This is a genomic window from Pseudomonas sp. App30 (genome assembly GCF_047947025.1).
Lineage (GTDB): Bacteria > Pseudomonadota > Gammaproteobacteria > Pseudomonadales > Pseudomonadaceae > Aquipseudomonas.
Window position 1 is genome coordinate 6442668 of sequence record NZ_CP133165.1, and the last position, 24399, is coordinate 6467066.

Here is a 24399-nt window from a genome sequence, read left to right on the forward strand (position 1 = left end):
TGGGCGGAGGAGTGGTTGGATAAGTCGGCATGCGTTAAGCATTCGTTAAGGCAAATGTGAAAAAACTGTGCTAATTGGAATTGTTTTGTATTAATTAAACGGTCACGTTTAATTAGGTTAAAACATAAGGGAGCGCCTCAGTCGTCAATCCGATCGCGCACTTCCCAGCCCTCCGGCGCGCCGGTCAGCATCGGGTTCAGGCCGGCGATGAACGCCGCGGTATAGGGCGTGGCCAGGTGTGCCTGGTGAGCGGCAGCATCGGCCCAGCGTTCGTGGATCACGAAGGCGTTGGCGTCATCGCGTTGCTGGTAGACGTTGAACACCAGGCAGCCGGGTGCCAGGCGCGATTGCTCGACCACCGGGCGCACGGCGTCGATGAAGCGCTGGCGCTGGGCCGGCCGGGTGCTCAGGCGCACCACGATGTTCTTGCTGGCAGCTGGGGCAGCAATGGCCTTGCGCGCGGGGGGCGGAAGGTCAGGCACTGGCTGCAGCGCGTACAGGCGTTCGGCGCGGGTGAGGGCGGCGGGCAGCAGCGCGGCCACCGGGGGCGGGTTCTGGTGCGTCGCGTAGGCCGCCTGGTCGCGCCAGCTTTCGAGCACCACCAGGGTGGCGTCGGTGGTGCCCAGGTCGAACATGATGTTGGCCGGGGCTGCACGGCTAGCCAAGGCGTTGGCGCGCATGGCAGCGAGGTAGGCGTCGCGGGTGGGCGCCGCCAACGCCTGGATGTGCAGGTACTGCACCTGGCCCTCATCCCCCCGCGCAGCGCCCAGCACCAGCATCCCGGCCAACAACGTCGCCGCAAACCTGCCCATGGCATCCCCCAAATCAAAAAACTGTAGCAGCTGCCGCAGGCGGCGTCCGAATGCCCCGCAGCTACGGGTGCTGGGCAAAACTAGCCAGCACATCTTCCGCGAACGCCCGTTGCGCTTCACTAACCCCTTGGCCACGGCGCCCGGCCAGGTAAAACGGCACGTCGAACAGCGCCTGCGCCTGCTCGATGGCGCGCAACAGGCCCCTGTCCACCCACGGCTGGGCGTAGTGGCGGGGCAGGTAGCCAATGTGCCGCCCGGAAAGAATGAACGCCAGGGTGCCTTCCACCTGTTCCGAACGCGCCGTGCTGTTGGCCATCAGCTGCGCTTCGCGGTTCTGCAGGAAGCGGTAGGGGTGTTCGACACGGTCGGCGTCGCGCAGCAGCTCGCCGGCATCGCCTTCGGCGCTGAACAGCGGGTGGCCCTGGCCGCAGTACAGCTGTTGCACCTCGGTGAACAGCGGCCGGTAGTCGAACGCCGTCTGGCCCCTGGAGAAGTAACCGATGGCCAGGTCCAGGCGCTGCTCCAGCAGCAGGCGCTCCATGTCCGCCGGCATGGTGCTGAGCAGTTCGATGCGCACCGATTCGTCGCGCTGGCGGAAGCGCTGTACCGCCAGGCCCAGGCGCTGGATGACGGTGGGGTCGAGCGCCTCGGAGAAACCCAGCCGCACCTCGCCCAGCAGGCGCCCGGCAACGCCGTTGGATTGCTGGCGGAACTGTTCGATGGATGCAAACAGCGTGCGCGCCGCCAGCAGCAGCTGTTCGCCCTTGGCGGTCAGGCGGAAACCGGCCTTGCCACGGCTGCACAGGCGGTAGCCCAGGCGGGTTTCCAGGCGCGCCATGTGCTGGCTGATGGTGGGCTGGCTCAGGCCCAGCGCGCCTTGGGCCGCGCTGAAGCCGCCCGCTTCGACCACGCTGACGAACAGGCGCAGGTGGTGCAGATCCAGGTCATGCAGTTGGCCCAGCATCAAACATTGCTCCGCTTGAATGTCAGCTTCCGTGGTTCGGTATTTTTTCAATTTAAACCGCGCCGCATCATCAGCGCACGTCCTTTCTCGAGAGATCCGTCATGCGCCCATGGTTACTGATGCTGTCCTTTGCGCTGGCCTTGCCGGTGCAGGCCGAAGACAAGGTGGTCAACCTCTACAGCTGGGCCGACTACGTCAGCCCGCAGACCCTGCAACGCTTCGAGCGGGAAACTGGCTACCAGGTGCGCTACGACACCTTCGACACCCCCGAGGTGCTGGAGACCAAGCTGCTGATGGCCGCCAGTGGCTACGACGTGGTGGTGCCGTCCAGCAGCGTGCTGGCGCGGCTGCTCAAGGCCGGCGCCTTGCAGCCCACGGGGCAGCAGGGCATGCCTGGCTACGGCAATCTGGACCCGGACCTGCTGGGCAAGGTTGCCGCCGTGGACCCCGGCAATCGTTATGCGTTGCCCTACACCTGGGGCACCTTGGGCCTGGGCGTGAACCTCGAGGCGGTGCGCAAGCGCCTGCCGGACGCGCCGCTGGACAGCCTCGACCTGCTGTTCAAGCCCGAGTACGCCAGCCAGCTCGCCGATTGCGGCATCTCGTTGATCGACTCGCCCCAGGAGGTCATCGGCCTGGCCCTGCATTACCTGGGCAAGGACCCCTACAGCACCGACAAGGCCGACCTTGACGCCGCGGCCGCGCTGCTGCACCGCCTGCAACCCTATGTCAGCTACGTCGCGAACGGCCGGCAGATCAACGACTTGGCCAACGGTGCCACCTGCCTGGCGCTGACCTACAACGGCGACGCGGCCACGGCCGCCGACCAGGCGCACAAGGCCAACAAACCGTACCAGGTGCAGTACCACATACCGCGCGAAGGCACGCTGATCTGGCAGGACAACCTGGCGATTCCCAAGGACGCCCCCCACCCCGAGGCGGCGCGCGCGTTCATCGCCTTCATGCTGCGCCCCGAGTCGGTGGCTGACCTGACCAATACCCTGTTCTTCGCCAACGCCAACCAGCAGGCCACGCCGTTGGTGGACGAAGCGGTGCGCAACGACCCCGACATCTACCCCGGCGCGCCCATGCGCCAGCGCCTGTACGCCGACCAGAGCATGAGCCTTGCCGCCATGCGCCAGCGCACCCGCCTGTGGACCGCGTTCCGCAGCCGCGAACAATAAAAAAGGAGCACACCCATGGAACAAGCTTTCGACAATGACCAGGCCCTGACCCGCCCCAGCCTCTACGGCACGGCGGCGGAAAGCACCTACGGCGGTATCACCAGCTTCATGCGCCGCCGCTACAGCCGCGACCTCACCGGCGTGGACCTGGTGGTCAGCGGCGTGCCCTTCGACACCGCCACCAGCAACCGCCCCGGCGCGCGCTTTGGCCCGCGGGGCATCCGCAACGCCTCGGTGCAGTCAGCCTGGGCGCGCCACTGGCCCTGGCAGTTCGACCCCTTCGACCACCTGGCAGTGATCGACTACGGCGACTGCAGCTTCGACCACGGCCGTCCCGAGTCGGTGCCGGCCAGCATCCAGCAGCACGCCGAGCATATCCTCGGCGCTGGCTGCGCGATGCTGACCCTGGGCGGCGACCACTTCATCACCTACCCGCTGCTGGCCGCCCATGCCAAGGTGCACGGCCCGCTGTCGCTGGTCCACTTCGACGCCCACAGCGACACCTGGCCGGACGAGGAGGGCCAGCGCATCGACCACGGCACCATGTTCTACCACGCCGCCCGCCATGGCCTGGTCGACCCCGGGCGCTCGGTGCAGATCGGCCTGCGCACCACCAACGACGACACCCTGGGCTTCCAGGTGCTGGACGCCCGCCAGGTTCACCGCCAGGGCGTCGACGCTATCGTCGCGGCCATCCGCGAGCGGGTAGGCGACCATCCGGTCTATTTGACCTTCGACATCGACTGCCTGGACCCCGCGTTCGCCCCCGGCACCGGCACCCCGGTGTGTGGTGGCCTGAGCACGGTGCAGGCGCTGGACATCCTCGGCGGCCTGCGCGGCATCAACCTGGTGGGTATGGACCTGGTGGAAGTGGCGCCGGCCTATGACAGCGCCGAGATCACTTCGCTGGCAGGGGCGGCGTTGGCGATGGAGATGGTGTGTTTGTATGCGGCGCGCCACTGCCACCTGACCACACCCCCGTAGCAGCTGCCGCAGGCTGCGTCCTGGGCCTACGGGGTGGCCCAGACGCAGCCTGCGGCAGCTGCTACGGGGGTGCTTGCGTCGTTTGCATCAGGGTTGTTTCGACGGTTTCGGGTCTTTTGCCGGGTTGTCGATGGGCGGCGGGTGGGGTGGGTCGGTGGCGGGGTCTTCGAGGTCTGGCGAGTCGGGGTCGAACCCAAGGTCTTCGTCCTTGTCGTGGGGCTTGTCACTGGTGGATGTGGCCATGTGGGTGTCTCCTTGAGCGGGTACGGGGCATCCGCACCTACCGTTGAGAAGCCCGCAACCGCCCCAAGTGCCGCGAACCAGACGGGTGGCAGCCCAGCAGCTTGCACCGGCGGAAGAGAGTAGGCAGGATAATGGCTATGTGATATCTCCCACTCCGCGAGGATACAGCCATGGCCCTGCGTATTCGGAAGTTCTCCCAACACGTCAAACTCGAGATGGGCGGCGCCCAGATGGGTTCCAGCCTGATGGTCGCGCTGATTTTCGGCGGCATTATCTGGGCTATTTTCAACTGAGGCAGCGGCTGTGCGGGCCGCCTGTGGCGGCCCATGACGATCCGTCGCGGGCACTGGTTCTGGAGCTGTCGCGCTTTCCGTGGCAAGGTACGCGCCAAAGACGGGAACGCCAGCCATGGTTGGCGTTGCCCCAGCACGTGCAACGCTGACACTGGAAACCCGCATGCCCGATCCAACGGCGACCTCGCCGCACGCCCCCGAGCCCACGCTCAAACGCAACCTGTCCAACCGCCACATCCAGCTGATCGCCATTGGCGGCGCCATCGGCACCGGCCTATTCATGGGCTCCGGCAAGAGCATCAGCCTGGCCGGCCCGTCGATCCTGTTCGTGTACATGATCATCGGCTTCATGCTGTTCTTCGTGATGCGCGCCATGGGCGAGCTGCTGCTGTCGAACCTCGAATACAAGTCGTTCATCGACTTCGCCACCGACCTGCTGGGCCCCTGGGCCGGCTTCTTCACCGGCTGGACCTACTGGTTCTGCTGGATCGTCACCGGCATCGCCGACGTCATCGCGGTGTCCAGCTACGCGCACTTCTGGTTCCCCGATGCGCCGCAGTGGGCCCCGGCCCTGGCTTGCGTCGGCCTGCTGCTGGCGCTGAACCTGATCACCGTGAAGCTGTTCGGCGAGATCGAGTTCTGGTTCGCCATGATCAAGCTGGTGGCCATCGCACTGCTGGTGGCCACCGGTATCTACCTGGTAGCCAGCGCGCCGGCGGCGGTGGCGGGGCACGGCCCGAGCCTGGCCAACCTGTGGAATGATGGCGGCCTGCTGCCCCACGGCTGGATGGGCTTCTTCGCCGGCTTCCAGATATCGATCTTTGCCTTCGTCGGCATCGAGCTGGTAGGCACCGCAGCGGCCGAGACCAAGGACCCGCACCGCACGCTGCCACGGGCAATCAACTCGATTCCGGTGCGCATCATCCTGTTCTACGTGCTGGCGCTGATCACCATCATGGCCGTCACCCCGTGGCGCGAAGTGGTGGCCGACAAGAGCCCGTTCGTGGAGCTGTTCCTGATTGCCGGCTTCCCGGCTGCGGCTGCCTGCATCAACCTGGTGGTGCTGTCCTCGGCGGCGTCGTCGGCCAACAGCGGTATCTTCTCCACCAGCCGCATGCTCTTCGGCCTCGCCGGCGAAGGCCACGCCCCGCGATCGTTCCAGCGCCTGGCCCGCAGCGGCGTGCCGGCCAACGGCCTGCTGTTCTCCTGCGCCTGCCTGCTGCTGGGCGTGGTGGTGATCTACCTGGTGCCCAACCTGATGCAGGCGTTCACCCTGGTCACCACCTTGTCGGCGCTGCTGTTCATGTTCGTCTGGACCATCATCCTGGTGTCGTACCTGGCCTACCGCAAGCAGCGCCCGCAGCTGCACGCGGCGTCCAGCTACCGCATGCCCGGCGGCCGCCTGATGTGCTGGGTGACCCTGGCGTTCTTCGCCGGCGTGCTGTGCCTGCTGACGCTCAAGGACGACACCCGCCAGGCGCTGTGCTTCGCGCCGTTGTGGTTCGTGATATTGGCGGTTGCCTATCCCTTCGTGCGCAAGCGCACGGCGCTGGCCACGCTGGCCAGCGAGTGAGGGAAGAGGAGGGCGGCCAGTGGTCGCCCTTTTTTTTCGCCTGCCGCTCTGTGCTAGGCTGAAACCGGTTTCAAATGGACTCTGGAGACAGCCATGTTGCGTCGTCATTTCAGCCAACTAGCCGCCCTGGCGCTGGTTGGCGGCTGGAACAGCCTCACTGTCGCTGCGCCTAAGGCGGTGCAGGCCCTGCGCCTGCAGCGCAACGGCTGGGTGCCCAACAACCCGCGCCTGCCGGTGCTGGTCTACCCCCAAGCCATCGCCGTGCAGGGCAGCGAACCGGCGGCGCTGTTCGAGCGCACATTCGCCGCCAACGGCTGGCCGCCGCAATGGCGCTACGGGGTGTTCGACTATCACCACTACCACACCGAAGGCCACGAAGTGCTGGGCGTGGCCAGCGGTAGCGCACGGCTGATGCTGGGTGGGCCGGATGGCCATGTGGTGCCGGTCAGAGCCGGGGACGTGCTGCTGTTGCCGGCCGGCACCGGCCATTGCAACCTGGGTTCCAGCGACGATTTCCTGGTAGTGGGCGCCTACCCGCCGGGGCAGCACGCCGACATCTGCCGGGCGGCGCCCACGGCGGCGCAGCAGGCGCGCATCGACGGCTTGCCGTTCCCCGACAGCGACCCGGTGCAGGGCGCTCAAGGCGCGGTGAAGCAATATTGGCTGTCAACGCGCAACACGTAGCAGCAGCTCCCACAGTGTGAACCCTAACGACGTAGCAGCTGCCGCCAGGCTGCGTCCGGCTATGGCGCGGACGTGAGTGTGTTCGGACGCGGCCTGCGGCCGCTGCTACGGGTGCCTGGCGCGATTGCCTCCCGGCGTGCACTGAAGATTTCCGGCGTGGAAAAGGGCCAGCGCAGCCTTCGGCAGCGGCTACACCGAACCCGCGTAGCAGCTGCCGCAGGCGGCGTCCGCCCCACGCGGTGTGCCAGGCTTGACGCGGCGCTCATGACGCGGCCTGCGGCCGCTGCTACGGGTGCCTGGCGCGATTGCCTCCCGGCGTGCACTGAAGATTTCCAGCGTGGAAAAGGGCCAGCGCAGCCTTCGGCAGCGGCTACACCGAACCCGCGTAGCAGCTGCCGCAGGCTGCGTCCGCTCCACGCGGTGTGTCAGGCACAGCGCGTCGCGTATGACGCGGCCTGCGGCCGCTGCTACGGGGTGTTGAGGTAGGCGAGGGCCTGGTGGTATTTGCGGGCGCGGGCCAGGTCCTTGTCGCTGAGCGCGGGCAGGCGCGTAAGGTTGAGGTTGTCCTTGATGTCCTCGATTTTCACCCGCCGCGCCAGCGGGTTCACCGCCAGGCGCTGGATGAACGCCGTGTAGTCCTCACCGGCCTGCTTGGTCAGGCACTCGATGGCGTTCACCACGGCCTCGGCAAAGCCCAGGGCGCGCAGGTCGGCCAGGTCGATGTCGCTGTCTTCCACCACGTCATGCAGCACCGCCACCATTTGCGCGTCGAGGTCGTCGAAGCGCAGCATCAGCCGCAGGGGGTGAAGGATATAGGCGCCCCCGGCCTTGTCGACCTGCCCGGCGTGGGCGCGGCAGGCCAGGGCGATGGCGGTGTCGAGGTTGCTCATGGGCGGGCCCGTCCGAGGCGGTATTGCTGGGCGCTGATTTCCTCGCCGTAGAGCAACGCATCGTTGAACAGTCGGTTCGCCGACGGCACGGGCATTGGCTTCCCTCACTGCGTTGTAAACAGTCTTGGTCTGTTCGGTGTGCGCCTTCGCCCCGCCGGCTTTCGCGGCGATGGCTTGGAAATTGAGGGGCCAGTTTAAACGGTTTTGCTGTTCGGCTCATTAGCGGGCTTGCCCCGCCGGCCATGACCCCACCTGGCCGCAGCGGCTACGCCTTCGAGGCAAACACCCCGCTCAGCACGAACGAATAGCGCTCCGGCCGAATGTGGAAGGTGGTCCGGTCGCAACAGCGGTCATCGGCGAACCACGAGGTGCGCTCCATCACCAGCAACGCTGCCCCGCGCTTCACCCCCAGCGCACTGGCCAGGGCCTTGTCGGCCTGCTGGGCGCGGATGGCCATGTCGGCGCGGGCCACGGCGCTGCCAGTCACGCTGTGCAGCACCGAGTAGATCGGCTGCTGCTCCACCTCTTCCCATACCACGCTGGCCAGCTGCGCCGGCAGGTAGCTGCGGCCCAGGGCGATGGGTTCGCCGTCGACATAATGCAGGCGCTCCACGCACAGGCACTGCGCGGCGCCTTCGAACAGCTGGCGCAGGGCGTCCGGGGTGGGCACCAGTTGCTGGCCGATCACCCGCATGCTGGGCTGCAGGCCCTGCAACAACAAGGCTTCGTGAAAGCTGCGCAGGGCATCCAGGCCGTGGCGCACCTGCTTGGCGGCGGCAAAGGTGCCCTTGCCCTGTTTGCGCTCCACCACGCCGTCGTCGCACAGCTTGCCCACGGCCAGCCGCACGGTCACCCGGCTCACGCCAAAACGCTGGCCCAGTTCGGCTTCCGAGGGCAGCTTGCCGCTGGGCTCGAAGGCCCCGCGCTGGATTTCGTCCAGCAGTTGCTGGGCAATTTGCTCGTAGAGCGAGGTGGTGCTGTCACGAAGGATAGACACGGCTGGGCTTCCGTTGCTTCTAAGGTTATGAAAATACAATCTTGGTCTAACTTGTATTAATACGTATTATGTCAGGCAATCCATTGTAAACCACCTGACTGCGCTTGCCATGCCCCTGACTCCCTTTGTTTCGCCGCCTGGCGCCACCGCGCTCAGCGTGGACGCCATCCGCTTCAGCTACGCCAACGGCCATACGGTGTTCCAGGATTTCAGCCTGAGCGCGCGGCCGGGTGAGTTCGTCGCCATCCTCGGGCCATCGGGGTGCGGCAAGACCACCTTGCTCAACCTGCTGGCCGGCTTCCAGGCGCCGTCCGCCGGGCAAATCCACATCAACGGCAAGCCGGTGAAGCCCGAGCTGGCCGAGCTGGGCTACGTGTTCCAGGCGCCGCAGTTGTTCCCCTGGCTCACGGCGTTGGAGAACGTGCGCTTCGGCCTGCGCATGGCCGGGCAGGGCAGCGAAGCCGAGCAGCGCCACAAGGCCCTGGGCTACCTGCGCCTGGTGGGCCTGGAGCACGCCGCCCAGCGCCTGGCGCACCAGCTGTCCGGCGGCATGCAGCAGCGCGTGTCCCTGGCCCGCACCCTGGCGCTGGAGCCAGGTGTGCTGTTGATGGACGAGCCGTTCGCGGCGCTGGACGCCATCAGCCGCAGCACCATGAACGAAGAAACCCTGCGCCTGTGGGCCGAGCTGGGCCAGACCGTGCTGTTCATCACCCACGACATTGACGAGGCGGTGTTCCTCGCCGACCGGGTGATTGTGCTGAACATCGCCCCCGGCGGCATTCACAGCGAGCTGGCCATCGACCTGCCGCGCCCGCGCAGCAACCGGGTGACCCGCCGCCTGCCGGCCTTCCTCGACTACCGCAATGAGCTGATGGAGCGCATCTCCCAGGTCATGGCGCAGTCCCCCAGTGCCATTCCCGCCCGTCCCTTGCCCGAGACCACCGCATGATCAGAACCCTTCTGCTGGCCGCTTCACTGTCGGCCCTGACCTTGGCCTCCAGCGCCTTCGCCGCCGACAAACCGCTGCGCATCGGCTACGTGTTCGCCATGGCCAACGCCCCGGCGCTGATCGCCGACAAGGAAGGCTTCTACAAACAGGAAGGCCTGGACGTCGACCTCAAGGCGCTGGGCGACGGCCCGGTGATCCAGCAGGCGCTGGCTGCCGGCGAGCTGGACGTGGCCTACGTGGGCACGCCGCCGGTGTACCAGTGGTACTCGCGCGGCCTGAAAAGCACCATCCTGGCCAAGGTCAACTACGGCCAGGCGGCCGTGCTGGTAGGTGAGAAAAGCCCGATCGCGAGCCTGCAGGACCTTGCGGGCAAGAAGTTGGCGGGGGTGAAGAAGGGCAGCGGCATGGACGTGCTGCTGCGCGGCTACGTGCTCAAGGACAAGGCCGGCCTGGACCCGGACCACGACCTGAACATCATCGACATGCCGCCGGGCAACATGAACGCCGCCCTTGAGCGCGGCATCGTCGACGCCGCCTTCGCCTGGGAACCCTTCGTCAGCCAGGCCGAGCTGCGCGGCACCGCGCGGGTGCTGTTCGACGTCAACCAGGCGCTGCCGCAGTACCCCTGGTACGTGGTCATCGCCTTGCCAAAAACCCTGCAGGAACGCCCCGACGACGTGGTCAAGCTGCTGCGCGCGCACCGCAAGGCCGTGGCGTTCCTCAACGACCACCCGGCCGAGGCCAACCGCATCATCGCCGACGCCTTCCGCCTGGAGCCGGTGCAAGGCGCCGATGGCACCACCATCAGCCCCGAGCAGATCGTCGCCCGGGCGCGCACCCGCCTGGGCTGGTCGGCGGAGTTGAAACCCACCGACCTGGCGTTCATCCAGCGCCTGATGAACGACTCCAAGGCCCTGGGCTTCATGGATGTCGACATGACCCCGGCGCAGCTGGTGGACACCTCGTACCTGGAAAAAGCTTCGCACTGAGCCGCTCATGACCTTACCGAAACCAAATTGGGGCTGGGCCTCGCTGCCGTTCCTGGCGCTGGTGTGGATTGCCCTTGCCAGCCGTTTTCCCAGCTACGTGCTGCCGCAGCCGTGGGTGGTGGCCCACGAGGCCACGCGCTGGCTGGCCGACGGCTCGCTGCTGGTGCAACTGCGCGCCAGCCTGCTGGAAGAACTGGCCGGCTTCTGCGCCGCGGTGCTGGTGGCGGTGCTGCTGGGCAGCGCGGCAGGCCTGTCGCGGCATTTTCGCGACTTTGTCGCGCCGCTCAACAGCCTGTTCATGGCCATTCCGCCCATCGCCTGGGCACCGCTGATCCTGATCATTTTCGGCCTGGGGTTCTTCTCCATCGTGCTGGTGATTTTCATCGCCGCCGTGTTCCCCATGGCCGTGACCCTGCAGGAAGGCGTGCAAGGCATTCGCGGCGGCGAAGTGCGCGCCGCGCGCACCCTGGGCGCCAGCCGCTGGCAGCTGCTGGCCCATGTGTACCTGCCGGCGTCGCTGCCGTTTCTCACCGCGGCGCTGCGCATTGGCTTCAGCCAGGGCTGGCGGGCGCTGGTGGCGGCGGAAATGATCGGCGCCTCCCAGGGCATCGGCTGGATGGTGTCCATGGGCGGGCAGATCGGCAACAGCAGCCAGGTGCTGCTGGGCATCGTGCTGATCGGCCTGCTGGCCTGGCTGATGGAGAGCCTGGTGTTCCGCCGCATCGAACGTCACTACCAGGCCTGGCGCGTCAACTGACCGGCCTGCTTTTCCCGAATTGATCACTGCAAGAGGTGTCACGTGAGCACTACTTTCGATCCGCGCGAAGCCGGTCATTACATCGCCCCCCAGGGGCTTTATGAGCGCAACAAGGCGCGGCCATTCCTGGGCGCCATCAGCTGCGACCGCCACACTCTGGTGGCCGGCCAATGGGACGAGATCACCCTGGTGTACGAAGTGGGCGGCAGTGGCCTGGCCGACGGCGCCTGGTTGAAGCTGGCGTTCAAGTTCTACTCCGACTGGGCGCTGTTCCAGACCAGCAACCCGGCGGGCGCCAACTACGTCAGCGCCGAATACCAGGCCGGTGAGCTGGTGCCGGGCCAGAGCCAGGCCACGGTGCAGCACCTGAAGGTGCGCTTCGACCAGAAGGGCCACGAGCGGCCGTTCCAGAAGGCGCTGATCATCGACATCGTCGACGGCTACCTGAACCCCGGCGACCGCATCGTCATTCGCCTGGGCGACCGTCGCCAGGGCGGCGCCGGCACGCGGGTGCAGAGCTTCGTCGAAAAAGGCTTCCAGATGCGCCTGTTCATCGACCCGCTGGGCAGCTCGAAATTTGCCGAGGTGCCGGGCGACCTGCTGCTGGACATCGTGCCGGGGCCGGCCAGCCACCTGCAGGTGATCGCGCCGCGGCTGATCAGCGCCGGCGAGGCGTTCGACGTGCTGGTGCGCGCCGATGACGCTTGGGGCAACACCTGCCGGCAGCTGCCGCTGGCCGGCGTGCTGAGCCTGGTAGGGCCTGAGGGCGCAAGCCGCGAGGAACCATTTGTGCTGGCCGAGCAGGGTTGGGCGGTGGTGCGCCTGGCCGGGCTGCAGTTGCAGGGGCTGGGCGAATGGCAGCTGCGTGCGCGCATCAACCACTCCGGCGTGGCGCCTAGCGTGGCGTTCGTCACGGTGGATGCCGCCGGCGCCGGCCTGCGCCCGCTGTACGCCGACCTGCACGTGCATTCCGATGACACCGTGGGCACCAACGACACCCTGTACAACCTCAGCTATGGCCGCGACGTTGCCGGCCTGGACGTGCTGGGTTACACCGCCAACGACTTCAACATTACCGAGCAGCGCTGGGACCAGGCCGTGGCGCTGATCAGCGAACTCAACGAACCGGGCCGTTTCGTCTGCTACCCGGGCACCGAATGGTGTGGCAACTCCTGCGCCGGTGGCGACCGCAACGTGGTGTTCCTGCACGACCGCAAGCCCGAGTTCCCGTTCGACAACCAGGGCCGCCTGGTACGCTCCTTCGAGTGGAACGAGTTCACCGCCGGCACCATCAAGCCCGGCGCCTGGCCGGTGGACGAGCTGTACGCCGCCTATGCCAAGGACCCTGAGGGCCACCTGATGATGCCCCACGTGGGCGGCCGCCGCTGCAACCTGGACTGGCACCACCCTGAGCTTGAACGCCTGATTGAAGTGGGCTCGGCCTGGGGCCAGTTCCACTGGGTGTACGCCGAGGCGCTGCAGCGCGGCTACCGCGTCGGCGCCGCCGCCAACAGCGACGAACACCAGGGCCGCTGCGGCGGTGGCGTGCCCGCGACGGCGGTGTTCGGCTCGCGCGGCGGGCTCACCGGCGTGCTGGCCAGCGGCTTCGACCGCGCCAGCGTCGGCAAGGCCTTGCGCGCCCGCCGCACCTTCGCCACCACCGGCGAGCGCACGTTCGCCAGCCTGCGCCTGGGCGAGCATTTGATGGGCGAGGTGTGCCGCGCGCCGGCCAGCGCCACCCTCGACTACCGCCTGCTGGGCGACAGCGGCTGGGAGCAGGTGGACCTGTTCGACGGCGAGCAACTGATCTGGTCGCGCAACCTGCACCAGGAACTGGGCCTGTCCAGCCAGCGCATTCGCCTGCGCTTGGGCGGCGCGCGCATCAAGGACCGTTACCGTGGCGCCTACTGGGCGGGCGAGATCCAGGTCACCGGCGCGGTGATCAAGGGCTTCACCACCCAGGGCCTCGACCACCCTGAACAAACCGTGTGGCGCCAGGACGCCACGCGCCTGGCGTTCCGCACCGACACCAACGGCGACACCGACAGCATCGAGCTGGAGCTGTCGCAACTGGCGGGCGCGCGCATCCAGGTGCGCAGCCGCATCGACAACTACGTAAAGGTCGGCGACCCGTCCCAGCCCCAACCGTTCGTGCACGCGCCAGGGGTGGACATCGACCTGAGCGGTGATGCGCTGCTGGCCGCCGGCGAGCACATCCAGCGCCTGCCGGGCGCCGAGTTGCAGGTGTCGCTGGAGCGCATGACCCAGGCAGCGCTGCCGCGCGAACTGCAGGGCCGCATCGGCCTGGGCGAGCTGGGCCTGGACCCCAGCCGTGAACATCCGTTGTTCATCTGCGCGCGCCAGCGCGACCAGTCAAGGGTGTGGACCTCGGCGTTGTTCCTGAGCGTGCCAGGCTGAGCGCGACGCCTGCGGACGCCACAAAGGCCCGCGTAGCAGCTGCCGCAGGCTGCGTCCGGGGCTGATGCGGCGCGCCCAGGGGTACGCGCGGCTGTGGACGCGGCCTTTGGCCGCTGCTACGGGGATGTGCGTAGCAGCTGCCGCAGGCTGCGTCCCGGGCCGATGGGCGCTACAGGCTGTACGCAACCCCCACCTGCACCGTCCGCGGCGCGCCGGGGTAGGCGTACACGTTGCCGAACGCGCCTTCCTCGTAGTAGCGGTTGAACAGGTTCTTCACGTCCAGGTTCAGCCGCACGTGTTCGTTGACCTTGTAGTAGCCCAGCAGGTCGAACACGCTGTAGCCGGCCATGGCGAACGCGGTGTTGGCGGTCTGTCCGGCACGCTCGGCGACGTAGCGGCCGCCGGCGCCCAGGCCCAGGCCCTTGAGGCTGCCGTCCTGGAACTCGTAGACGTTGAGCAGGCTCAGGCTGTTGCGCGGGATGTTGACCAGGCGGGTGCCCGCACGCAGGGTGTTGTCCTTGGTCACCTCGGCATCGACGTAGGCGTAGCCGCCGGTCACCCGCCACTCGGGGGTGAGGTTGCCGGCCACGTTGATGTCCAGGCCACGGCTGCGCACCTGGCCAGCGGCAACGCTATAGCTGCTGTCCACCGGGTCGGTGGTCAGCACATTGCGTTTGTCGATCTGGTAGACGGCGGCGTCGACGCTGAGCGGGCGGTCGAGGGATTGCCACTTCACCCCCAGTTCCACCGACTTGCCTTTCTCCGGGGCGAAGCCTGCACTGCTGGTGCTGCCGCTGGTGGGGCGGCTGGCGCCGGTGTTGGGCTTGAACGAGCGAGCGGCGTCGGCATACACCGCCAGGCTGTCGGTCAGGTCGTAGATCACCCCCACGCGCGGGGTGACTGCGTTGTCGGCGGCGGTCCAGTTGCGGCCGCCGGCCACGTAGGTTTCGTAGTCATGCTCGAAGCGCTCGAAGCGCGCGCCGGCCAGCACTTTCAGGCGCTCGGTCAGCGCCACCTGGTCCTGGACGAAGGCGGCGTAGGTCTTGAGGTTTTCCTTGTCGTGGGTGGGGGTGCGCGTGAGGGCCGGGCGCGGCTGGCCGTACACCGGATCGAAGAGGTCGATCGGGTAGGCGCCGACCGCGCCGCTGGAGCGCTGGATGATCGATTTGTAGTCGTAGGTTTCGACCTCGACGCCGGTCAGCAGCGTGTGCTCCAGACCGCCGGTGGCGAAATGGCCGGTGAGGTTCAGCTGGCTGTCCTTGTCGGTCCACTCCAGCTTGCGGTAATTGAAGTTGCGGCCCAGGGTGCGGCCGTCGGCGCCGATGCCGTTGGCCTCCACGGCGTTGCCGGCCAGGGTGCCGTCTAGCCACTGGAAGCCGCCGCCCAGGCTCCAGTTGTCATTGAGGAAATGCTCGAAGCGCAGCTGGGCCATGTTGTTGTCGTTGTGCAGCTTGCCGGCGTCCTTCTCGCCGAAGAAGGTCGAGCGCGAAGCCGTGCCGAGCTGCCCGGGGTAACGGGTCACGCCGCGGTCCAGCGGGTGGTTGTTGCGCATGAAATCGCCTTCGAACACCACCTTGGTGTCGTCGCTGACCTGCCAGCTCAGTACCGGCGCAATGCCGTAGCGCTCGGTCTGCACGTGGTCGCGGAAGGTGTCGCCGCCTTCGCCCACCACGTTCAGGCGGTAGGCCAGGCGGCCTTGTTCGTCCAAGGGGCCGCTGGCGTCGAGGGTGCCGCGGCGCATGCCCTGGCTGTCGAGCTGGCTGCCCAGCGTCACGGCAGGCGCCGCCAGCGGCTGCTTGGACACCACGTTGAACGTGCCGCCGGGGTCGCCGCGGCCGTACAGGGTCGTGGCCGGGCCGCGCAGCACTTCCAGGCGCTCGATGGTGTTGGCGTCGGGCATGTTCGGGTAGCCGCGGTTGACGGGGAAACCGTTGCGGTAGAACTCGCCCGTGGTGAAGCCGCGCACGGTGAAGGTGGTCAGCCCCTGCCCGCCGAAATTGTTGGCGCGGCCCACGCCGCCGGCGTAGTCGAGGGCGTCCTGCAGGCGGGTGGCGCCGATGTCGTCGACCACGTCGCGGGTCACCACGCTGATCGACTGCGGGGTGTCATGGATAGCGGTGTCGGTGCGCGTGGCACTGGCCGAGCGGGTCGCCAGGTAGCCGGTGACCGGGCCCTGGGCGCTTTCGGCGTCGGCGATGCCGGTGATGGCGGTGGCCTGGAGTTCCAGCTGGCCGTTTTCAGCGCGGGTTTCTTCCGCCCACGCAGCAGGGGCGAGCACGTGCAGCACGCAAAGGGGGAGCAGGGTACGACGCATGGATCGGGGTCTCGACAGGGAGTCTGGGAGGGTCGGCGTCCGTGCCGTAGATTGTATCGAGATGATAACAATACGTAGATACAAATGACATTCGTTATTGTTTGTCATGTTGTTGCAAAAACCCGTAGCAGCGGCCCCTAGGCCGCGTCCCTCCCCATGCATAAAAACACAACACTTGAAATAGTTCGTATACTGAGCATATCGTAATGGCGCGTCGCATCCCTTCAATAACAACAAGGACAACGCCCCATGCAATTCCACCTCAACGGCTTCCAGCCCGGTGACCCCGACCTCCATCCCGCCGCCTGCGGCGCTACCACCGCGCTGCCCGAAGCGGTCGATGTACTGATCGTCGGCAGCGGCCCTGCCGGGCTGGTGCTGGCCGCGCAGCTGGCGCGGTTCCCCGGCATCGTCACCCGCGTGGTCGAGCGCCGTGCCGGCCGCCTGCAACTGGGCCAGGCCGACGGCATCGCCTGCCGCAGCGTCGAAATGTTCCAGGCGTTCGGCCTGGCCGAGCCGCTGTTGCGCGAGGCCTACTGGGTCAATGAAACGGCGTTCTGGCGCCCGGCCGCCGCTGACCGCCAGCGCATCGAGCGCACCGGCCGGGTGCAGGATACTGAGGACGGGCTGTCGGAATTCCCCCACGTCATCGTCAACCAGGCCCGTATCCAGGATTACCTGCTGGACAGCATGCTCAAGAGCCCCCAGCGCCTGGCGCCGGACTACAACCTGGCGCTGGCGCACATCACCCGCGATGAGCATCCCAGCCACCCGGTGCAAGCCACCTTGCAGCGCACCGACGGTGGGCCTGAGGTGCAGGTGCGCGCCCGCTACCTGGTGGGGTGTGACGGTGCCCGCAGCCAGGTGCGCGCGGCCATCGGCCAACAGCTGCGCGGCGATGCCGCCAACCACGCCTGGGGCGTGATGGACGTGCTGGCGGTGACGGATTTTCCCGACGTGCGCCTGAAGGCCGCGGTGCAGTCGGCGGCGGGCAACATGATCCTCATCCCGCGCGAAGGCGGGCACCTGGTGCGCCTGTACGTGGACCTGGGCGAGGTTACCGAGGCCAACCGCGCGGCCATTCGCGCCACGGCGGTGGAGGCGTTGATTGCTACCGCGCAGCGCATCCTGCAGCCGTATGTGCTGGAGGTGAAAAGCGTGGTGTGGTCGTCGGTGTATGAGGTGGGCCAGCGCCTTACTGACCGTTTCGACGACAGCGTGGACGCCGCCGGGCAAGTGCGTGAACCGCGGGTGTTCATCGCCGGCGACGCCTGCCATACCCACAGTGCCAAGGCCGGGCAGGGCATGAACGTGTCCATGCAGGACGCCTTCAACCTGGGTTGGAAACTGGCGGCGGTGTTGCAGGGGCGTAGCCCAACATCGCTGTTGGCCAGCTATTCCCAAGAGCGCCAGCCGGTGGCCCAGGAGTTGATCAACTTCGACAAGGAGTGGTCGGCGATGATGGGGGCGCCGCCCAAGGACCCGCTGAACCCGGCCGCTGGCGGCGTCGACCCCAGCGAGCTGCAGGCGTATTTCGTCCAGGCCGGCCGCTACACTGCCGGCGTTGCCACCCGCTACCGGCCGGGGCCGCTGACCGGGCGGGGCACCTGGCAGGCCCTGGCCAGTGGCTTGGCGATCGGTGCGCGGTTCCATTCTGCGCCGGTGATCCGCCTGGCCGATGCTCGCCCCATGCAACTGGGCCACGCGGCGCAGGCGGACGGGCGCTGGCGGCTGTATGCCTTCGCCGATGCCTCGGGGCAGGCGCTGGCGGGGCTGTGCGAGTACCTGCTCAACGACCCTGGCTCGCCGGTGCGGCGCTTCACCCCGGCCGGTGCCGACCTGGACAGCGTGCTGGACGTGCGTGCCGTGTACCGCCAGGCGCTGCCCGTCGAACAGCTGCCGGCCCTTCTGCTGCCGCGCAAGGGTTGCTTCGGGCTGATCGACTATGAGAAGGCCTTCGTCGTCGACCCGGCGGCCGACATCTTCGCCCTGCGCGGCATCGACCCGGTGCACGGCGCGCTGGTGCTGGTGCGGCCTGACCAGTACATCGCCCACGTGCTGCCACTGGACGGCCACGGTGAACTGGAGGCATTCTTGCAGCCGATTCTTGTTCCGCAATAGAAGGCAGTCCACTGTGCCGCTTGACGCTCACCCTCGCATTCTCGTGCACACCGGCAGCCTGATACGCCGGGCGCAACAACGCCACGTCGCCATCTGGCAGCGCGAAGTGTCCACCGAGGTCACCAGCGTGCAGTACGCGGTGCTACTGGTGCTGGAGCAACGCCCCGGCATCAGCCAGCGCGAGCTGGGCGACGAGCTCGACCTGGACCGCTCCACCATCGCCGAACTGGTGGCGCGCATGGTGCGCAACGGCGTGCTCGAACGCGTGGGCGACCCCCAGGACAAGCGCCGCAACACCCTCTACCTGACCGCGCCCGGCCGGGCGCAACTGGGCGAACTCAAACCGCGGGTCGCCAACGTCGAACAGGTGCTCACCCAGCACCTGAGCAGCGAAGAGCGCGAGCAACTGCGCGGCCTGATGGAACGCCTGCTGGCCCCCCTCCCGTAGCAGCGGCCAAAGGCCGCGTCCGGCCACGCCGCGGTGTTCCTGAGAATACGCGGCGCATTCGGACGCGGCCTGAGGCCGCTGCTACGCGGGTTCCGCGCTCGCCCTTGCCAACCCCGCCACCGACGCCTCCACCAACGCCCGGGCGATCTCGCTGGCGTGCTCCACATGGCGCGCCAACGCGCGCAGGTGCGGCGGGCCGTTTTCCACCAATTCCGCTGCGCCCGCGCTCACGCCTTTCAGGTATTCGCACGCCTGGGTCAGTGCCTCGTTTACGGGCATGCGGTCGCGCACCGCCAAAATTGGCAAATCGCCTGCGCAAGGACCAAAGGCGTGGTGAGTGGTGAGTGAATCGGTCATGGGGTGGGCGCTCCTGCGCAGTGGTTCAGGGTGGAATCGATCAGCACGTGGCTCAACAGCAATTGGCCGCGCACGGCGTCCAACGCTTCCTGGATAAAGGGTTCCTCGGCCACGACGGCATCGACGATCGGCAGGCGCTGCTCCAACAGGTCCAGCGACTGATTGGCGCGGTCAAGGGTGCGTTTGAGCGCGTGCAAATAATGGGGGATGCGTGGCAGGTTGGCAGGCAGGCCTTGCAGCAGCGCCAGGCTGAGCAGGTCCTTGAGGTCCATGTCGATGCCATTGAGGGGGGATTCGGGTGGGTCGGGGGTCGGCTTGACCATGGTGATGCTCCTGACGATTCAATGAACCGCCAAGTTCCGCTGCGAACGGAATGGGTGGCGGCTGTTCGCAGGTTCGCAGACCGGACCGTCAGGTACCCGGCGCACCCGAAGGTGCCCCACGCTCAGCCGCCATAACAAGATATTGCCGCAAACGGCAACGGGAATGACGGCGCTTGGCGCCTGACGAATATTCTCCGGGCTGCGAAACCCGTCCGCTGATTTGGCAGCAGCGGACGGAGAGTAGCCTCGTCAAAAAGTCAGTGCAAGCGAAAATCACGAACGACGATTATAGAAACATTTCGTCATTATTTTCTGTGTGTAAGGGGATTATCTCAGATCTTGTGTGAAATTTCCTAGGACATTTCCGAAGACGTATTAAAACAGCCTCTACCGCAACTTTGCAGCGTCGTAAACCTCACTGCGTGATCGCTTGCCAATTGCCACAATTGTCACCACTACTCGGTCATCTTCAACCCGGTAAACGAGGCGATAGCCTGCGCTCTTCAACTTGATTTTGTAGTGATCCGGCATCCCGGCCAATGCATCGCCAGCGACTCTTGGGGCCTCCAGCCGCTGACGCAGCTTTTTCTTCAACTGTTCTCGCAGTGTATGGCCCAGCTTTTCCCATTCCTTGAAGGCTGCTGGGACGAACTCAAGCCTATAAGTCATCCAGGTCTACCGGGATGCCCTTTTCGTGTTGACGGGATTTGGCAATTTCGACAAGGTCCAGATCATCCAGACGTTCCATCATGGCTTCAAAAACCTCAGCTGGCACCATGTACCCCATCACTCGATTGTGGTTGAGTACCGCAATCGGCTGACCTTCAGCACTGTTCATGACAGCTGTTGGATTCTTCTTCAGCTCGGAGACGCTGACGGCCATTTCGGCGAGAACGCTTTGCATAATTTAAGCCCTCAATTAAGGTCTTTATTTTGGTCTTTTGTGTGTGACAATGCAAATCTTACACACCCCCACTGGTCCGCCCTAAAGGTAGCGGTGTGTTATGGGAATACGAGATGTCAATACACCGGCTTATAACTCACCCTCAACCCCGCCGCCATATCCCTCGCCAACCCCGGCACATCCTCTATACCCATGTTCGCCACGCTCAGCCGAATCGCCGCGCCATCGCCCAAGCGAAACGGCTTGCCGGCCTGCACTGCCCACCCGTACGACGCCAGCGCCTGCACCGCCGTGGTCTCATCGGCCACGGCAATCCACACATGCAACCCTTCGCCCGGCCCCTCGCAGCGCACGCCTTCGGCGTTCAGCGCGCGAATCAATGCCAGGCGCCGCTGCGCGTAGCTGTCGGCGGCGCGCGCCAGTTGCCCATCGGCCACCACCTGCTGCCACAACCCGGCGGCCAGCCGCTGCAAAAGGTGGCTCACCCAGCGCGACGCCACCGCCTGCAAACGCTGCATGTCGGCCAGCAACGCCCCGTTGGCGGCCACCACCGACAGGCGCAGGTCGGGGCCGAGGAATTTGCTCACCGAGGTGATGTGCAGCCAGCGCGCGGGCAGGGGCGCAAGCTGCGCGGGCCCGCCCTGGCTCAAGGGCCCCCAGTGGTCGTCTAGGATCAGCAGCGTCTCGGGGCTGCCTTGCAACGCGGCCGCCCATTCGCGCCAACGGGCGGGTGAAAACGAGCGCCCCGTGGGGTTGTGCGCCCGTGGCGTGAGGATGACAGCGGCCACATCGCCCAACCCGCCGGGCGGGCAGGCGCCGTGTACGTCGCCGGCCAACGGCACGGCCTTGAGCCGCAGGCTCGCCAGCAACGCCAGCACCGGCGGCCAGCAGGGGTCTTCCACCAGCACCCGGTTGCCCGGCCGGCAGTGCGCGCGCAGGGCTTTTTCCATGGCGTCCATGGCGCCATGGAACACGCCGATATGCTCGGTGGGCAGCTGTTGGTCGCGCAGCCATTGCGCGGCCATGGTCAGCAACGCGGGATGGTCGCTCTGCAGGTCATGACCCGTGTCGGCAGGCAACTGGTTCAGCCAGTCACCTTGCAGCCGCGGCAGCAACCTGGGGTCGACGTTGCCGCTGGCAACGTCACGCAAATGCGCGGGCAGGGCATGCCGCGCCACGGCTGGCGCCACGCGCTCGGCGACGCGGGTGCCGCGGCGCCCGTCGGTGTCCACCCAGCCGGCATCGCGCAGGTGCTTGTAGGCCGCCGCCACCGTGTTGGGGCTGACCTGCAGCTGGCTGGCGAGCTGGCGCACGGCTGGAAGCAGTTGCCCGGTAACAATTTCGTGGGCACGGATTGCCCGCTCAATCGATTCAGCGATCTCGACAGCGGTGGTGCCTGAAGCCAATAATGTATTCATACATTCACTATATTGTATTGGTACAAATATGAAAAGCGCTTGGGTAATAAGACATGTGCCGTTTGAGGGTATTGGCGTGTACGGCGCCGTGCTGGAACAGCGTGGCTATCAGCTTCGCGTCATCGAGGCGCCGTTGGCAGCGCTGGCCGAACTGGACGCCGGCGAGCCCGACCTGCTGGTGATGCTCGGCGGCCCGCTCGGCGCGTTCGACGAGGCCACGTACCCTTACCTGGCCGACGCACTGCGCCTGGTGCAACAGCGGTTGGCCAGCGGCAAGCCCTTGCTGGGCATCTGCCTGGGCGCGCAACTGATCGCCCGCGCGCTGGGCGCCGAGGTCCGCGCCATGGGCTACAAGGAAATCGGCTACGCGCCGGTGACCCTGACCGAAGCGGGCCAGCAGTCGGTGTTGGCCCCCCTGCAAGGGGCCGGGCCGGTGCTGCATTGGCACGGCGACCAATTCCAGATTCCGGCCGGCGCCACCCACCTGGCCCGTTCCGAACACTGCGAAAACCAGGCGTTCAGCGTCGGCAATGCCGTGCTGGCGCTGCAGTTCCACCCCGAGGCCGACCCACGGCAGCTGGAAGCCTGGCTGGTGGGGCACGCCGCGGAACTGGCCGGCGCCGGTATCGACCCGCGCACGTTGCGGGCACAGGCGGCAACGGTGGCGGACGACCTGGTGCGCGTGAACCAGCACCTGTTCGCCGCCTGGCTCGACCAGGCCGGCGCCTGATGCGCCTGGGCCAACTGGAGGCCTTGCTGGTAGGCAAGGCCGTGCCTTTTGCACGCAGGGGCACCCGCAGCGCCATCGCCAAGCAGGCCGTTGAAGGGGCATTGGCGGCCACGGCTCTTGGGCTTGCGGGCGATGAGCAAGGTGACCTGCGCATTCATGGTGGCGTGGACAAGGCCATCCACTTGTACCCCCGGGAACACTACACGCGCTGGCAGCAGCTGATAGGCGAGCACCCGCTGCTGGCTGCCCCCGGCGCCTTCGGTGAAAACCTCGCCACCGTGGGCATGACCGAGCAAACCATCTGCCTGGGCGATGTCATCCGCTGCGGCACCACGCTGCTGGAGGTCAGCCAGACCCGCCAGCCGTGCTGGAAGCTCAACGACCGTTTCGGCGTGCCGGACATGGCCTTGCGCATGCAGGGCACCGGCATGACCGGCTGGTATTTCCGGGTGCTGGAGGGCGGGCAAATGCGCGCCGGTGACCGCTTCGCCCTGGAGGCCCGACCCCATCCCGACTGGAGCCTGGCGCGGGTGGTGGCGGTGCTGTACCAACGCACCCTGGACCGCGATGAGCTGCTGGGGCTGGCGGCGTTGCCGCTGGTGCCGTCATGGCAGCGGCTGGTGCAGCGGCGGGTGGAGCAGGCGCAGGTGGAGGATTGGAGTGGCAGGCTATGTGGGCCTGCGCAAATGACAGTAGAAGGGGGTTGAGATGGATATGTACAGGGTAGTGGTGTGCAAGGATAAAAAGCGCTGGTGCGTGGTGGACATCGAACATCTGGACGCCAGGGCGATATTGGCCGACGTTGCCGCACGTTTCCCCTTGGAAAAAGGCTTCGATATATCGGTGGTGAAAAAGCATGGCGAGAAGCGCCTGCTGGAGGTTTCTCCTGCGGGGGTGAAGATGCTGTCTGCTGAACCACTGTTCGAGTTATTCCCATTTAATTGATTATTGCGGGTCGGCCTTCGTTTGAATGTAGGAGACTTCTGATTTTGCCCGATAGGGTATTCGCTTGAACCAACTTGCATGATAATCATTTTCCTTGGATCCCGATGCCGGGTGACAAGAAGAATCAAGATGATTTATCACGCGAGTTGCTCAGGAGGAACACAATGTCGGACGTGTATCGGGAATCCAATCCAGTCATGGAGATGCTGGCCAAGCTATCCGAACTGTGGAGCACCCGGGCTGCAGTCAATAAGCCTTCCTTGGATATCTCGGCCTTGTTGTTTGATTCAACTCGGCCGGATTTCTGCGAAGCGCTGTTGCCATTTTCCCAACATGACGCATGGCGCGGCGCCGATCCACAGGTGAAATCAAGCTGTCTCTCTTATGCCTGGATCATTTATAACCTGAAGACCATTTATATCGAGTGCGATATTGTCACCCCGGCGTGCGAGGACCTGCTCAAGGTCTCGCCGCTCACGGGAGAGAGCCGCAGGACGTTCCAGGCGGCCATCGCCGAGGCGTTGCTGGACGAAGCCCTGCACACCAAGATGTCTGTCAGCGCCTGCAACTACATCTACTGCCACCGCCAGCTACCGGTGCTGCAGTTTACTGACTTCAACCTGTTGCGTTGGAAGGACGAGATTCTTTCCTCCTGTTGCGCTGAATGGGAACGTCGCCTGACCCGCTTCGGCATGGCGTGTGCCAGCGAGACGATGATTACCGACTACCTCAAGCGAATGTCCGAAGATAACGCTATCCAGGCTGTGTGTCGTGAAGTGACACGTACTCATGCGGAAGATGAATGGAGCCATTCAAGCGTGTTCTCCTTTGCTGCCATCGAAATTGTTTCCGACCTGACCAAGGCTGAGCGTAATTACTTGCAGCGCATTATCCGCAAAACAGTGCATATGTTTGCCGATAATGAAATGGGGGCGTGGGGCAGGGTGTTCGCCATGACCGGTCTGCAAGAGGGTGCCGATATAGTTGCCGACAGTTCCAATTTTGCCGAGGTTGAAGTCTACACCGACTCGGTGAATTCCCTGTTATCCCGAATTGGCCTCGCGTAAACCCGTCACGCCGTTCCTGGTATTTATGAAGTTGA

Annotated in this window: 26 protein-coding genes; 15 read left to right on the forward strand and 11 right to left on the reverse strand. The window is 66.0% G+C overall.

All coding sequences use genetic code 11. The features are described from left to right. Positions 1-137: 137 nt before the first annotated feature. Both RAM80_RS29730 and RAM80_RS29735 read right to left on the reverse strand, forming a co-directional pair. Entirely contained in the window at positions 138-812 is a 675-nt protein-coding gene (locus RAM80_RS29730; RefSeq protein WP_416423942.1) for a putative quinol monooxygenase, read from the reverse strand. Between the two features lie 61 nt (positions 813-873). Further along, positions 874-1776 (reverse strand): LysR family transcriptional regulator, encoded by a 903-nt coding sequence (locus tag RAM80_RS29735; protein WP_416423943.1) that lies wholly within the window; start codon positions 1774-1776, stop codon positions 874-876. 101 nt (positions 1777-1877) lie between these two features. Between RAM80_RS29735 and RAM80_RS29740 the strand changes: the two genes are divergently transcribed. Both RAM80_RS29740 and speB read left to right on the forward strand, forming a co-directional pair. Then, positions 1878-2960 carry an extracellular solute-binding protein gene (locus tag RAM80_RS29740; protein WP_416423944.1) on the forward strand — a complete coding sequence of 361 codons (1083 nt, stop codon included), beginning with the start codon at positions 1878-1880 and terminating at the stop codon, positions 2958-2960. Positions 2961-2975: 15 nt separating this feature from the next. Beyond that, positions 2976-3944, forward strand: coding sequence for an agmatinase (speB, locus tag RAM80_RS29745; RefSeq protein ID WP_416423945.1), 969 nt, complete (start codon positions 2976-2978; stop codon positions 3942-3944). A gap of 87 nt (positions 3945-4031) precedes the next feature. On the opposite strand, the gene RAM80_RS29750 is transcribed toward speB, so the two are convergent. Then, the gene (locus RAM80_RS29750) at positions 4032-4187 is read right to left on the reverse strand and encodes a hypothetical protein (protein WP_416423946.1); all 156 of its coding nucleotides are present in this window, start codon (positions 4185-4187) and stop codon (positions 4032-4034) included. Positions 4188-4357: 170 nt separating this feature from the next. Between RAM80_RS29750 and RAM80_RS29755 the strand changes: the two genes are divergently transcribed. The 3 genes from RAM80_RS29755 (at position 4358) to RAM80_RS29765 (ending at position 6737) form a co-directional block, all read left to right on the forward strand. After that, complete coding sequence (locus RAM80_RS29755; RefSeq protein ID WP_416423947.1) at positions 4358-4480, forward strand: hypothetical protein; 123 nt, start codon at positions 4358-4360, stop codon at positions 4478-4480. Between the two features lie 163 nt (positions 4481-4643). Then, positions 4644-6053, forward strand: a complete 1410-nt coding sequence (gene cycA, locus RAM80_RS29760) for a D-serine/D-alanine/glycine transporter (protein ID WP_416423948.1) — start codon at positions 4644-4646, stop codon at positions 6051-6053. Between the two features lie 93 nt (positions 6054-6146). Then, positions 6147-6737, forward strand: coding sequence for a cupin (locus tag RAM80_RS29765; protein ID WP_416423949.1), 591 nt, complete (start codon positions 6147-6149; stop codon positions 6735-6737). Between the two features lie 467 nt (positions 6738-7204). Here RAM80_RS29765 and RAM80_RS29770 read toward each other — a convergent pair whose 3' ends face one another. Further along, positions 7205-7627, reverse strand: coding sequence for a GTP pyrophosphokinase (locus RAM80_RS29770; RefSeq protein ID WP_416423950.1), 423 nt, complete (start codon positions 7625-7627; stop codon positions 7205-7207). Between the two features lie 265 nt (positions 7628-7892). Continuing rightward, positions 7893-8624, reverse strand: coding sequence for a GntR family transcriptional regulator (locus RAM80_RS29775; protein ID WP_416423951.1), 732 nt, complete (start codon positions 8622-8624; stop codon positions 7893-7895). A 109-nt stretch (positions 8625-8733) separates the two neighbouring features. Here RAM80_RS29775 and RAM80_RS29780 point away from each other — a divergent pair, with 109 nt between their 5' ends. The 4 genes from RAM80_RS29780 to RAM80_RS29795 are packed head-to-tail and all read left to right on the forward strand — an operon-like array spanning position 8734 to position 13737. Next, positions 8734-9573 carry an ABC transporter ATP-binding protein gene (locus tag RAM80_RS29780; protein WP_416423952.1) on the forward strand — a complete coding sequence of 280 codons (840 nt, stop codon included), beginning with the start codon at positions 8734-8736 and terminating at the stop codon, positions 9571-9573. Continuing rightward, complete coding sequence (locus RAM80_RS29785; protein ID WP_416423953.1) at positions 9570-10562, forward strand: ABC transporter substrate-binding protein; 993 nt, start codon at positions 9570-9572, stop codon at positions 10560-10562. The genes RAM80_RS29780 and RAM80_RS29785 overlap by 4 nt, the downstream gene beginning before the upstream one ends. Before the next feature lie 7 nt (positions 10563-10569). Next, positions 10570-11319 (forward strand): ABC transporter permease, encoded by a 750-nt coding sequence (locus RAM80_RS29790; RefSeq protein WP_416423954.1) that lies wholly within the window; start codon positions 10570-10572, stop codon positions 11317-11319. Positions 11320-11361: 42 nt separating this feature from the next. After that, complete coding sequence (locus RAM80_RS29795) at positions 11362-13737, forward strand: hypothetical protein (RefSeq protein ID WP_416423955.1); 2376 nt, start codon at positions 11362-11364, stop codon at positions 13735-13737. A gap of 169 nt (positions 13738-13906) precedes the next feature. Here the strand turns inward: RAM80_RS29795 and RAM80_RS29800 are convergent, their stop codons facing one another. Further along, positions 13907-16051: a TonB-dependent siderophore receptor gene (locus tag RAM80_RS29800; protein ID WP_416423956.1), complete on the reverse strand. Its 2145-nt coding sequence runs from the start codon at positions 16049-16051 to the stop codon at positions 13907-13909. Between the two features lie 249 nt (positions 16052-16300). Here RAM80_RS29800 and RAM80_RS29805 point away from each other — a divergent pair, with 249 nt between their 5' ends. Together RAM80_RS29805 and RAM80_RS29810 are read left to right on the forward strand one after the other, a co-directional pair. Further along, positions 16301-18172 carry an FAD-binding monooxygenase gene (locus tag RAM80_RS29805; RefSeq protein ID WP_416423957.1) on the forward strand — a complete coding sequence of 624 codons (1872 nt, stop codon included), beginning with the start codon at positions 16301-16303 and terminating at the stop codon, positions 18170-18172. Between the two features lie 13 nt (positions 18173-18185). Then, positions 18186-18620 carry a MarR family winged helix-turn-helix transcriptional regulator gene (locus RAM80_RS29810; RefSeq protein ID WP_416423958.1) on the forward strand — a complete coding sequence of 145 codons (435 nt, stop codon included), beginning with the start codon at positions 18186-18188 and terminating at the stop codon, positions 18618-18620. A gap of 81 nt (positions 18621-18701) precedes the next feature. On the opposite strand, the gene RAM80_RS29815 is transcribed toward RAM80_RS29810, so the two are convergent. The 5 genes from RAM80_RS29815 to RAM80_RS29835 form a co-directional block, all read right to left on the reverse strand. Beyond that, positions 18702-18977, reverse strand: coding sequence for a hypothetical protein (locus RAM80_RS29815; RefSeq protein WP_416423959.1), 276 nt, complete (start codon positions 18975-18977; stop codon positions 18702-18704). Then, positions 18974-19300: a hypothetical protein gene (locus RAM80_RS29820; RefSeq protein ID WP_416423960.1), complete on the reverse strand. Its 327-nt coding sequence runs from the start codon at positions 19298-19300 to the stop codon at positions 18974-18976. The genes RAM80_RS29815 and RAM80_RS29820 overlap by 4 nt, the downstream gene beginning before the upstream one ends. 387 nt (positions 19301-19687) lie before the next feature. Then, a complete protein-coding gene (locus tag RAM80_RS29825) occupies positions 19688-19969 on the reverse strand; it encodes a type II toxin-antitoxin system RelE family toxin (protein ID WP_416423961.1) in 282 nt (93 codons plus the stop codon). Beyond that, a complete protein-coding gene (locus RAM80_RS29830; protein WP_416423962.1) occupies positions 19959-20204 on the reverse strand; it encodes a type II toxin-antitoxin system prevent-host-death family antitoxin in 246 nt (81 codons plus the stop codon). Before RAM80_RS29830 ends, RAM80_RS29825 begins: the two co-directional genes overlap by 11 nt. A 116-nt stretch (positions 20205-20320) precedes the next feature. After that, positions 20321-21622, reverse strand: a complete 1302-nt coding sequence (locus tag RAM80_RS29835) for an aminotransferase class I/II-fold pyridoxal phosphate-dependent enzyme (RefSeq protein ID WP_416423963.1) — start codon at positions 21620-21622, stop codon at positions 20321-20323. Between the two features lie 28 nt (positions 21623-21650). On the opposite strand from RAM80_RS29835, the gene RAM80_RS29840 reads away from it, so the two are divergent. From RAM80_RS29840 to RAM80_RS29855, 4 genes are all read left to right on the forward strand, one after another. Further along, complete coding sequence (locus RAM80_RS29840) at positions 21651-22352, forward strand: glutamine amidotransferase (protein ID WP_416423964.1); 702 nt, start codon at positions 21651-21653, stop codon at positions 22350-22352. Next, on the forward strand, positions 22352-23059 hold the full coding sequence (locus RAM80_RS29845; protein ID WP_416423965.1) for an MOSC domain-containing protein: 708 nt from the start codon (positions 22352-22354) through the stop codon (positions 23057-23059). Before RAM80_RS29840 ends, RAM80_RS29845 begins: the two co-directional genes overlap by 1 nt. 1 nt (position 23060) lies before the next feature. Beyond that, positions 23061-23297 (forward strand): hypothetical protein, encoded by a 237-nt coding sequence (locus RAM80_RS29850; protein WP_416423966.1) that lies wholly within the window; start codon positions 23061-23063, stop codon positions 23295-23297. A gap of 164 nt (positions 23298-23461) precedes the next feature. Next, a complete protein-coding gene (locus RAM80_RS29855; RefSeq protein WP_416423967.1) occupies positions 23462-24364 on the forward strand; it encodes a diiron oxygenase in 903 nt (300 codons plus the stop codon). Positions 24365-24399: the final 35 nt, after the last annotated feature.

What these genes read in the sequence shown, in the direction of transcription:
- RAM80_RS29770 (WP_416423950.1), bottom strand. Translation starts at nt 7,627, where the DNA reads ATGAGCAACCTCGACACCGCCATCGCCCTGGCCTGCCGCGCCCACGCC.
- RAM80_RS29855 (WP_416423967.1), top strand. Translation starts at nt 23,462, where the DNA reads ATGTCGGACGTGTATCGGGAATCCAATCCAGTCATGGAGATGCTGGCC.
- RAM80_RS29800 (WP_416423956.1), bottom strand. Translation starts at nt 16,051, where the DNA reads ATGCGTCGTACCCTGCTCCCCCTTTGCGTGCTGCACGTGCTCGCCCCT.
- RAM80_RS29755 (WP_416423947.1), top strand. Translation starts at nt 4,358, where the DNA reads ATGGCCCTGCGTATTCGGAAGTTCTCCCAACACGTCAAACTCGAGATG.
- RAM80_RS29790 (WP_416423954.1), top strand. Translation starts at nt 10,570, where the DNA reads ATGACCTTACCGAAACCAAATTGGGGCTGGGCCTCGCTGCCGTTCCTG.
- RAM80_RS29765 (WP_416423949.1), top strand. Translation starts at nt 6,147, where the DNA reads ATGTTGCGTCGTCATTTCAGCCAACTAGCCGCCCTGGCGCTGGTTGGC.
- RAM80_RS29780 (WP_416423952.1), top strand. Translation starts at nt 8,734, where the DNA reads ATGCCCCTGACTCCCTTTGTTTCGCCGCCTGGCGCCACCGCGCTCAGC.
- RAM80_RS29820 (WP_416423960.1), bottom strand. Translation starts at nt 19,300, where the DNA reads ATGGTCAAGCCGACCCCCGACCCACCCGAATCCCCCCTCAATGGCATC.
- RAM80_RS29825 (WP_416423961.1), bottom strand. Translation starts at nt 19,969, where the DNA reads ATGACTTATAGGCTTGAGTTCGTCCCAGCAGCCTTCAAGGAATGGGAA.
- RAM80_RS29805 (WP_416423957.1), top strand. Translation starts at nt 16,301, where the DNA reads ATGCAATTCCACCTCAACGGCTTCCAGCCCGGTGACCCCGACCTCCAT.
- RAM80_RS29845 (WP_416423965.1), top strand. Translation starts at nt 22,352, where the DNA reads ATGCGCCTGGGCCAACTGGAGGCCTTGCTGGTAGGCAAGGCCGTGCCT.
- RAM80_RS29735 (WP_416423943.1), bottom strand. Translation starts at nt 1,776, where the DNA reads ATGCTGGGCCAACTGCATGACCTGGATCTGCACCACCTGCGCCTGTTC.
- RAM80_RS29740 (WP_416423944.1), top strand. Translation starts at nt 1,878, where the DNA reads ATGCGCCCATGGTTACTGATGCTGTCCTTTGCGCTGGCCTTGCCGGTG.
- RAM80_RS29850 (WP_416423966.1), top strand. Translation starts at nt 23,061, where the DNA reads ATGGATATGTACAGGGTAGTGGTGTGCAAGGATAAAAAGCGCTGGTGC.
- RAM80_RS29815 (WP_416423959.1), bottom strand. Translation starts at nt 18,977, where the DNA reads ATGACCGATTCACTCACCACTCACCACGCCTTTGGTCCTTGCGCAGGC.
- speB (WP_416423945.1), top strand. Translation starts at nt 2,976, where the DNA reads ATGGAACAAGCTTTCGACAATGACCAGGCCCTGACCCGCCCCAGCCTC.
- RAM80_RS29835 (WP_416423963.1), bottom strand. Translation starts at nt 21,622, where the DNA reads ATGAATACATTATTGGCTTCAGGCACCACCGCTGTCGAGATCGCTGAA.
- RAM80_RS29830 (WP_416423962.1), bottom strand. Translation starts at nt 20,204, where the DNA reads ATGCAAAGCGTTCTCGCCGAAATGGCCGTCAGCGTCTCCGAGCTGAAG.
- RAM80_RS29840 (WP_416423964.1), top strand. Translation starts at nt 21,651, where the DNA reads ATGAAAAGCGCTTGGGTAATAAGACATGTGCCGTTTGAGGGTATTGGC.
- RAM80_RS29730 (WP_416423942.1), bottom strand. Translation starts at nt 812, where the DNA reads ATGGGCAGGTTTGCGGCGACGTTGTTGGCCGGGATGCTGGTGCTGGGC.
- RAM80_RS29785 (WP_416423953.1), top strand. Translation starts at nt 9,570, where the DNA reads ATGATCAGAACCCTTCTGCTGGCCGCTTCACTGTCGGCCCTGACCTTG.
- cycA (WP_416423948.1), top strand. Translation starts at nt 4,644, where the DNA reads ATGCCCGATCCAACGGCGACCTCGCCGCACGCCCCCGAGCCCACGCTC.
- RAM80_RS29750 (WP_416423946.1), bottom strand. Translation starts at nt 4,187, where the DNA reads ATGGCCACATCCACCAGTGACAAGCCCCACGACAAGGACGAAGACCTT.